The organism is Candidatus Zymogenus saltonus (assembly GCA_016929395.1).
In the GTDB taxonomy this organism is placed as follows: domain Bacteria; phylum Desulfobacterota; class Zymogenia; order Zymogenales; family Zymogenaceae; genus Zymogenus; species Zymogenus saltonus.
The window spans coordinates 1-8,975 of record JAFGIX010000062.1; the positions used below are offsets into that span (position 1 = coordinate 1).

General features: G+C 52.1%; 7 protein-coding genes. 4 read left to right on the top strand and 3 right to left on the bottom strand.

Annotated features, from left to right (window positions below):
- Positions 1–201: 201 nt before the first annotated feature.
- On the bottom strand, positions 202–3,855 hold the full coding sequence (locus JW984_12480; protein MBN1574004.1) for a tetratricopeptide repeat protein: 3,654 nt from the start codon (positions 3,853–3,855) through the stop codon (positions 202–204).
- Between the two features lie 149 nt (positions 3,856–4,004).
- The gene (locus tag JW984_12485; GenBank protein ID MBN1574005.1) at positions 4,005–4,550 is read right to left on the bottom strand and encodes a TlpA family protein disulfide reductase; all 546 of its coding nucleotides are present in this window, start codon (positions 4,548–4,550) and stop codon (positions 4,005–4,007) included.
- A gap of 396 nt (positions 4,551–4,946) precedes the next feature.
- On the opposite strand from JW984_12485, the gene JW984_12490 reads away from it, so the two are divergent.
- Both JW984_12490 and JW984_12495 read left to right on the top strand, forming a co-directional pair.
- Entirely contained in the window at positions 4,947–5,297 is a 351-nt protein-coding gene (locus JW984_12490) for a cupin domain-containing protein (protein MBN1574006.1), read from the top strand.
- Between the two features lie 33 nt (positions 5,298–5,330).
- On the top strand, positions 5,331–6,308 hold the full coding sequence (locus JW984_12495) for an acyl-CoA dehydrogenase family protein (GenBank protein MBN1574007.1): 978 nt from the start codon (positions 5,331–5,333) through the stop codon (positions 6,306–6,308).
- 373 nt (positions 6,309–6,681) lie between these two features.
- Here JW984_12495 and JW984_12500 read toward each other — a convergent pair whose 3' ends face one another.
- Positions 6,682–7,224, bottom strand: coding sequence for a GNAT family N-acetyltransferase (locus JW984_12500; protein ID MBN1574008.1), 543 nt, complete (start codon positions 7,222–7,224; stop codon positions 6,682–6,684).
- A 211-nt stretch (positions 7,225–7,435) separates the two neighbouring features.
- Between JW984_12500 and JW984_12505 the strand changes: the two genes are divergently transcribed.
- Positions 7,436–8,230 (top strand): enoyl-CoA hydratase/isomerase family protein, encoded by a 795-nt coding sequence (locus tag JW984_12505; GenBank protein MBN1574009.1) that lies wholly within the window; start codon positions 7,436–7,438, stop codon positions 8,228–8,230.
- 350 nt (positions 8,231–8,580) lie between these two features.
- A partial coding sequence (locus JW984_12510; GenBank protein ID MBN1574010.1) for an inverse autotransporter beta domain-containing protein occupies positions 8,581–8,975 on the top strand: 395 nt, incomplete at its 3' end.

The following is an 8,975-nucleotide window of genomic DNA, read 5'->3' on the forward strand; positions in this document are numbered from 1 at the left end:
AACTATACTGTCATTCCCAACTTGATTGGGAATCCAATAAATATATCGGAGCTGCCCAACACACAGACCAGTCCTCTGGATTCCCGCTTTCGCGGGAATGACAAAGGCTGCCGTTTTCCCTCTTCCTAAGGGAATGACAGGTATGTTTCTATTGCTATTCCCCGCCCCTCTAAATCACAACCGGACGCTGACCCAACTTTTTCAGTGATCAATCTCTTTCAGCTTCTTGATGTCGTCGTAAATCCCCGACTTGTCCGACAGAAACGACTTCCTGTAGGCACTATTCTTGATTCCCTTTGCCAGCCGTTCGAGCGCGTTTACTGCAACGTCGTAGGCCTCTTTCGCCTCGGAGAGCTTGCCCAGCTTTGCCAGCGCGTTTCCCCTCCCCCACTGGGCCCAGAACGTCCCCAGTCCGTCCCTCTCGGCCGTTGCCATCTTCAGCGCCTCCTCCAGGTATTTGAGCGCCTTTTCGTGTTCCTCCATGCCAACAAACGCCCAGCCGAGACCGGTCAGGCTGTACTTCAACAGGTAGTCGTCCTCCTCTTTTCTGGCTAGCTCCACCGCCTCGTTGAAGGCGAGCAGGGCATTGGCGTACTTCCCTGATTTGAGGTGGACCGTGGCGATCCCGCATATCGCCTCAAGAGCCTTCTTATCCGAGAGCTCCATTCCCTCCTTGAAGAAGTTGGTCGCCTCCTCGTACCTCTTCATGTTGAGATAAGCCCAACCCTTGTTGACCAGGCTGTTGGCCTCGGAGGTTTTGATGCCCAGTTCCCTGGATAGCTTGAGCGTCTCATCGAATATCGTGAGGGAGGCCTCGTTCCGGTTCAGAAAAAGAAGGTACCATCCCTTGGAGGTCAACCCGGAGTTTACGCCCGCCTTGCTTTCGAGCTTCCTAAAATATAAGACCTTCTCCTCGGAGTTCGAGACGGCGTCCTCGTATCTCCCCAGCTTGAAGTATATTTCCCCGAGGTAGTAGTAGTAGGAGATCAGGTTCATCGTGCTGTCCGTGTCCTCCGTTTCCCCTTTGGCAAACTCGATCGCCTTTCTTAGATGAGGTATCGCTTCCTCGTACCTGTAGAGGTCGTTATATGCCTTTGCGAGCTGTGAGTGGATAAACACCACCTTTTTGTCGAATTTCTCCACTATCGACAGATCGAGGGCCTCTTTCAGGTAATCGATCGCACTGTCCGAATTCTTCAAGTACCTGAGGGTGTTTCCGATGTTGTAGAGGGCGTAAACCTCGTATTCTTTGTTCTCGATCTCCCTTGAGAGGTCGAGCATCTTTCTAAAATAGTAAAGGGCGTCGTCGTACTCATTGACACTGTGGTACAATATCCCGATCGACTCGGCGCAGATGAGGGCGCCCTTTTTGTCCTTCGCAAGCTCAAAGAGGGAGGTAGCGTCGTCGATGAATGCCTTCGCCTCCTCTTTACGGCCGCTCATCAGATAGAACTCGCTGATTCCCAGCATTGTCCCGGCTATCGACTTGGTCTCGTCCGTCTCCCTCGAGACCGCCACCGCCTCGTCGAAGCAGGCCTTGGCCCTTTTGAGATCCCCCGATTCGAGGTTGGCCCTTCCTATCGTCAAAAGCGTTTCCTTCAGGCGGTTTCTGTCGTCTATCTCCCGGTAAATCTTCAGCGTCTTTTTCCAATACGAGAAAGCCCTCTTTTCATCTCCCATCTTTTTGTATGCGAGCATTATCCCCTCGATATCCATTGAGATGTGTGAGCCTACTTTCCTCTTCCTGCTTATCTCGAGGGCCTCCTCGTAGGAGGAGACCGCATCCTCGTAGCGCTCGGCCCCAAGATAGGCCAGCGCGATGTTTCTCAAGACGGTCCTTTCATCCAGGCTCCGATTCGATCTACGACATAACTCCAGGGCCTTCTCGTAATAGGTTATTGCCTTGTCAAATGATTCCGCATCCAAGTAGGTTGAGCCGATGTTGTTCAAAGACTGTATCTCCTCGGTGGTGTAGCCCTCCTCGCCGTAGATCTTTACAGCCTCCTCGAAGAAGGAGACCGCCTCTTCCGTCTGATTGAGATTTCTGTATATAACGCCGAGGTTGTTTAATGCAAATCCCTCGAGTTTCCTGTTTTTCAGCTCTCTCATGTACTTCAGCGATTCCTCGTAGGACAAAATCGCCTTATGGTACTCTTTAAAATGACTGTAGAGGATTCCGACAATGAAGAGGTCGTCGGCGGTCTCCTTTTTGTCTCCGTTCTCCCCCGCCTTATCCAGCGCCTCCAGGTAGTAAGGGAGCGCCTCTTCGTACGACTTGTTATCAATGTTGTACCTTCCGAGTCTCCTCAGGGCCTCCCTTATCTTCTTGCCGTCCTTCGCCTCTCTCGATACCTTGAGGGCCTTTTCGTAGTAGTCTTTGGCCTCGGCTTTCCCCATTTTTTTATATGTGTTGGCGATTGAGTTCAGGTCTGCGTCAATCTTTGCCACTTCACCAATCTTGCGGGAGTAGGAGAGGGCTTCCATGCTGTATTTCAATGCGGCCTCGAAATCCCCTCTTTTTTCGTTGTAATCTGCGAGGATTCTAAGGTAGCTTCGTATATCTTTAGCGTCCCCCATTTTTCGGGAGATCTCAAGGGCATCGGTATAACAGGAGAGGGCCTTTTCGCTCTCGCCGAGCCCAATGTAGAAATCACCGATCTCTATCAAGAACTCTCTTAGCTCAACTCCGTCGGTTGTGCCGCGGTATATCTTCAGCGCCTCTTCAAAGCGGGCCACCGCGTCGTCCCTCTCGTTTAGGCCGTATTTTATATAGGCGGTCTTTCTCAGGACCTCGACAATCCACCCTTTGTCTTCGATCTCCCTGAATATTTTGAGGGCCTCCATGTAATTTTTCAGCGACTCCTCTTTCTTTTCGTGGTATAGTATCTCGGCGATCCTGACAAAGGCGAGCGCGGCCGCTTTACTCATCTCGGTCCCCTTCAGGAGCCCGGCGGCCTCCTCTAAAAGGGCCATAGATCCCTCCTTTTTTCCCATACCGCCGTAAAGGAGGGCGAGCTCGATCAGCCTCCTGCCGATTTCCACCTCGTTTTTGGCGGCCCTCGATCTTTCAAGCTCCCCTTCGAGGTGGGCGAACAGCTCCTTAACGGAGCTCAAGCGGACATAGTCCCCCGCCTTGTTCATCAGGCTTGAAAATCTAATGCGCTTGGCGTTGAAAAAATCGAAGAGCCTATCCTCGGCCTCTTTAAAACGGGAGGCAGACTTCTCCTCTTCCCCCATCTTTTTGTATACGATCGCGATGTTCATCAGATCTGCGGCGGCGGCCGTCTCGTCCCCCCTTTTGTCGGAGATCTCGAGTCCCTTTTCATAATAGAGAAGGGCATCTTCATACCTCCCCATATTCTCATATAGGGAGGCGACGTTTCTCAAGGATATCCATATGTTTTCCTCTTTCCCGTCCTCTTTCGATATTTCGAGGGCATCCGAGTAAGAGGCGAGGGCGGCATCGTACCTCCCCATCCGATGGCTTGCCATCCCTACATGATTTCTCAGAAAGACCACGATGGACATGTCTTGGCTCTTTGTATAAATCTCCAGCGCCTCCTTGAGGTAAAGGATCGACTCTTCATAGCGTCCCGAGTAAAGGGCGGACCTTCCCGTGTAGATCAGGGGGAATGCGTAGGTCGAGGTTCTAATTGAGGATTCATCCTTCAATCGTCTGAAAATTTTCAAGGCCTTCAGAAAGCTCGTGTATGCCGATTCGTAGTCGCCGCTACTGTAGTACAGCTTTCCTTCCTTGTAGTGCTTCTCGGCCCTGTCGATCTCGGCAGAAAAGACCGTTACAGATGCGGTTGTAACAAATAGAACTATGGCAACAAAGACAAAAAGTCTTTTCATAATCGGCTCCTTTTGTGCTTTTGCCGTTTTCATATCGGGTTTCCCCCAATAAAGTATGGATAAGACGCCTTTGCAAAGAGGCCGTTTTCAATTGCGGATTTAGATATGGACACAGTCTCTTTGATCCTATATTATAGTGCTTATATATATTACGGCACAGATCCGGTCACGGTGGAGAGGGCCTTCAACTGGTCGATCCTGTCTCTGCTCTCCCAGTCTTCCGCCCCGACCGACTTGTCAACGATGATCCCGTTCATGTCGATTATGTACGTCGTCGGAATGCCGGTGAAATAATACAGGGCGGAGATCTCCTTTTTGGGGTCGTGGAGGACCTTGAAGGTGTAGCCGTTTTCCTCCATGAACTCCCTTACCCTTTCGCTCTTGCCCGGATCTATATTGATCGTCAGGATCACGAAGCTGTAATCCGCCATCTTTTTCATAAGCCCGTTAAGGGAGGGCATCTCCTCTCTGCACGGCCCGCAGTAAGTCGCCCAGAGGTTCAATAAAACGACCTTGCCCTCGTAGTCGGAGAGGCTAATGCCGTTGCCGTCAAGGTCCGTAAGCGTGAAGTCCGGGGCCTTGAGGCCCACCGCCGCACCTCCCGCCACAGCAAACTTTAAGCCGGCCTTAAAAACCATAAGGAGGGCGAGACCCGTCAAGAAAACGGCAACAAGGGCTCTCATACTATTTGTCATCAATCATGTCTCCGTTCAGATTTGTCGATTTATTGTTGTAGCAGAGTCGATGTTATTACCAAGGGCCCATATTCCCCAAAGCGTATTTCAAGATACTTCGTAGTAATGCGCGATCATCGCAGGGCGACCGTTGGCCCCTCCAACTATTATGACAACTTTACTTATGAAATGCAACATGTTAAAGATTGCAGCCTAAAAAATTGACTCCTTCCTTTTATGTCGGGAGCCCCTGATGATCGGGTCGGGACTTGTCTTTGGCGAATGAGTCTCCCATGAGGTTTCCGGTTGACCGGGGTCGCCTTATATGTTATGCAGTTTGTATGGAGCGGTTATGATTTGTTCCGCGGCTTCTGCAAATGTGTCATTACAGACAATGAGAGATCTTGGAGCTTAAAGATGAAGATATTCGATACCGACCAATACCGGGGGATGGTAGACCCGATTCCGGGGATTATCCTCTCGGACGAGGACAAGGCCGTTAAGCTGGGCGGCGTCTTGATTGTTCTTGCGCCCGGGGCGGAGGGGGTCTACCACTACCACGAGAGGACCGAGGCGGTCTACGTGATCGTAAGCGGCGCCCCGAGCATCATAAACGAAGGAACGGAGACGAAGGTCAAGGAGGGGGACGTGGTGTTCATGCCGGCGGGGGAGAGGCACGTCGCGGTAAACAGGACGGACAGGCCCGCCTCCTTCTTCGAGTTCTTCACCGATCCGCCGGTCGGCTCCGACTACGTGCCGGTCAAGTAGAGTCTTTTGGTTTTTTCAATACAGGGGGCAAAGATGGACGCACTGCAAGGCGGCGTTGTGATTGTCGACTGGCTTATGGAAAACCGGGGAGCGATCGACGAAAGCCCCATAAACGGAATCGACGACTGGAAGGCGCGCCTTGAAAAGGCGGCCGCCTCATTTCCCGATAAGTTCAACGACCTGGACGGGGCGGTCGTCGGGGGGGTTGTCGCCGACAGGGTCTCATACGCCTTTCTCTCCGGCTACCGGGGCGCGGTTAGGCGGATCGCCCCCGGCCTTCCCAAAGATAAGATCGTCGCATACTGCGTGACGGAGGAAAAGGGGAACCACCCGCGGGCGATTGAGTCTATTCTCGTCAAGACCGAAGAGGTCAGCGGCAACGAGACCGTCTGGCGTCTCAACGGGGGAAAGAAGTTCGTGACCTGTGCGGAGGGGGCCGAAATCCTCCTCGTTGCGGCATCGGCGGGGACGGGCGGCGACGGCAGAAACATTATCAAGATGGCGGTTATTGATAGCGCGGCCGAGGGCGTTGCGCTGACGCCTACTATGGACCTTCCCTTCATCCCAGAGATACCCCACAGCAGCGTGATATTTAAGGATGTTAAGGTCAAAGAATCTCAAATCCTTCCGGGCGACGGCTACACCAAATACATCAAGTCGTTTCGGACGGTGGAGGACATCCACGTGATGGGCGGGGTGCTGGGATATATCTTTCGGGCCGCGTCGATCTTCGGCTGGCCCCGGGAGGTCGTCCAAAAACTCTTGGGCCTGATCTACGGCTTGAGGGCGCTCTCGCTTGAAGACCCCCTCTCGCCCGCCGTACATCTAACTTTAAGCGGCGTCCTGTTACAATTAAACGAGTTCGTAGGCGAAATCGACCCCCTCTGGGAGAGGGCGGACGACGAGACAAAAAGGATGTGGGAGCGCGACAGGGCCCTGCTTTCGGTCGCAGAAAAAGCGAGGGAGGCGCGCCTTAACCGGGCGTGGGAGAGTTTGGGATTACTATTTTAATTTCAATCCATCTTAAACTTTATACCGCATTTTTTACATACCCAGTCGGGGAAGTCCTCACTGTTAAGGGGGCCGTCCGGGCTTATCTCCCCTTCTTGCGCCTTCTCGATCATCTCCGGTGTCGGCCGGCTGTAAAGAATTACGACTACGTCATCTGTCGAGCTGCAATTTAGTTACGGGGAGGATCCATCTTAATCCCCTTGATAAAATGCGAACGAAATATCCGCGCCGTCGCTTGGAATTGCGGGTCTCGACGCTCCTCAGTCCTTTGTTTTCGAGAACCTCAAGACAGACCCGGCAGCAGTGACAAAACAGTCCCGGACGGCTTAAACAACCGGCAGAGGTTAAAACTCCTATTTCTCAAAATCCCGTTTCAGTATTCCCGTTTTAATATTCCATACACCAGAATGTCCTTGTATTTGCCGAACCTGAGGTCGTGCTCCCTCATGTGCCCCTCGTACTTCATCCCTATCTTCTCGATGACCCGCCCCGAGGCGGGATTGTCGGTGAAGCGCTCGGCGTGAATCCGGTTCAGCATGAGTACGTTGAAACCGAAATCCAGTATCGCCCCGGCGGCCTCCGTTGCGTAACCCGCCCCCCAATAGTCCCTCCCCAGCCAGTAGCCCAGCCCCGCCCGGCCGTGCTCCCTCACGATCTCTAGCCCCACGGCCCCGATTATCCTCCCGTCCGCCTTCAGCGTAACGGCGAAGTCGGCAAGCTCCCCATTCCGGTAGCCCTCGCGGTGGGTCGCTATCCACTCCCTTGCCATAGCCTCCTTGTACGGGTGGGGAATCTTGAGGGTCTTTGAGGCGATCTCGTAGTCGTTTACGATAAGCGTCACCTCCGGCGCGTCTGATGGGGCAAATGGCCTCAATATCAACCGCTCCGTTGCGATCTCCGGCTGCTCCTTCGGTATCTTAAGGGTTTCGTCTGTGGGTTTTTTTTCGGACAATCTTGACCTCTTCTTCGGCTCGACAGCTTCTGATATTTAACTATCCGATTGCGCGGACGATGTCAATGGAATTTTGCGCCCGGCTCGGATTCGTTTATAATCAAAGTTCCCATTTGCCCTTTACTTCGGGTTTAAACTGTCATATCATTTTAGACGTATTGTAAAGGAGATTGATATGTCATACTCGCTTCTGAAATACGAGATCGACAGGGACGTGGCAGTTGTCACGATGAACAGCCCCCCCGCCAACTGGATGTCGCGGGAGCTCCTGTTTGAGCTGGAGGACGCGGTGAACCGCCTCAAGAATGAGGTGGACATCAGGGCGGTCGTGATCGCAAGCTCATGCGAGGGGTACTTCTCCGCCGGGGCGGATATATCAATGTTAAAGGACGCTATGCTCAAGGACATCGGTGAAGAGACCCTCGACATGATCCCCCGGGCGCAGGCGATATTCAACTCCCTTGAGGACGTCCCGCTCCCCACCGTCGCCGCCATCTCGGGTCACGCCCTGGGGGGAGGACTGGAGCTGGTGCTGGCGTGCGACTTCCGCTTCATGGCGAAGGGATCGGGGAGGATCGGGCTTCCGGAGGCCAGGCTCGGACTGATCCCGTCGTTCGGGGGGACTCAGCGTTTACCATCCATCGTCGGGAGAGCGAAGGCCCTGGAGATGATGATAAACGGGCTTCAGCTTAAATCCAACGAGGCAAAAGAGATCGGTCTTCTGACTGACGTCTTCGAGGGGGCCGAGCTAATGGAAAAGTCGATGAGCTACGCCCGCCGTCTTGCAAAGCAGGCCACCGGAGCAATAGCACGTATCAAGAAATGCGTCAATACGGGCCTAAGGGAGGGATTTGACAGGGGCATTATCGAGGAGGCAAGGGCGTTTCGGGAAATCGTCAAGACGGCGGACGCCAAAGAGGGGATAGAGGACTTTCTCTCCGGGAGGAGGCCGAGGTTTACCGGAAGCTGAGGTATTTATCTATACTATAGCAGGGGATAACAAAAAGAGATCGGGATAAAAAAGAGACAAAAAATTTCGAGTTCTTGAAGATTTACGAGAATTGAAAGAATTTTACAACTCTATTATTATTATATGTTTATGCGGAATATATGAAAAGTTAATTATTGTGTAATACTATATAGAAATTATATTAAAAAATAGTCAAAAAAGGCTTGACAAGGGCCGATTTTTTTTTGTATTATTTCACAAATTCGTAAAAAGTATTATATTTGTGCTATTTTTAATATTAAAAATTTTAGTATTGAAATTGGTATTAATAAGTAAATGTTTTTACTTAATTATTCTATAGGAGGTGTTTTATGAAGCTTAAGAAGTTTATTTCTTTCATGCTTTTTCTTGTTCTCGCTGCGGCAATATTTGCCGTGCCGTCTCTTGCCGAAGACAAGACAGACGACCCGGGTTCGGCCTGGAACATCTACTTCAGGCCGGGGGTCCGCTTCGGGACGGAATCGAGGGTCCTATACATCATGGACTTTTTGATCCCCCTCTACCAGGACGAGAAGAACATCGTCTTTTCAAACATCAAATACACCCCAAACGACCACGACGGCTGGGAGCTGAACGTGGGGGCGGGCTACAGGCGCCTCCTCTGGGATGACCAGTTACTCTTGGGGCTTAACGCCTACTACGACCAGAGGAAAACGGACTGGGGGACTAACCACGAGCAGTGGGGCTTGGGGCTGGAGGCTATGGC

Bases quoted from the DNA above. Each gene is read 5' to 3' on its own strand.
- JW984_12490 (MBN1574006.1), top strand. From the start codon at position 4,947: ATGAAGATATTCGATACCGACCAATACCGGGGGATGGTAGACCCGATT.
- JW984_12495 (MBN1574007.1), top strand. From the start codon at position 5,331: ATGGACGCACTGCAAGGCGGCGTTGTGATTGTCGACTGGCTTATGGAA.
- JW984_12485 (MBN1574005.1), bottom strand. From the start codon at position 4,550: ATGACAAATAGTATGAGAGCCCTTGTTGCCGTTTTCTTGACGGGTCTC.
- JW984_12480 (MBN1574004.1), bottom strand. From the start codon at position 3,855: ATGAAAAGACTTTTTGTCTTTGTTGCCATAGTTCTATTTGTTACAACC.
- JW984_12505 (MBN1574009.1), top strand. From the start codon at position 7,436: ATGTCATACTCGCTTCTGAAATACGAGATCGACAGGGACGTGGCAGTT.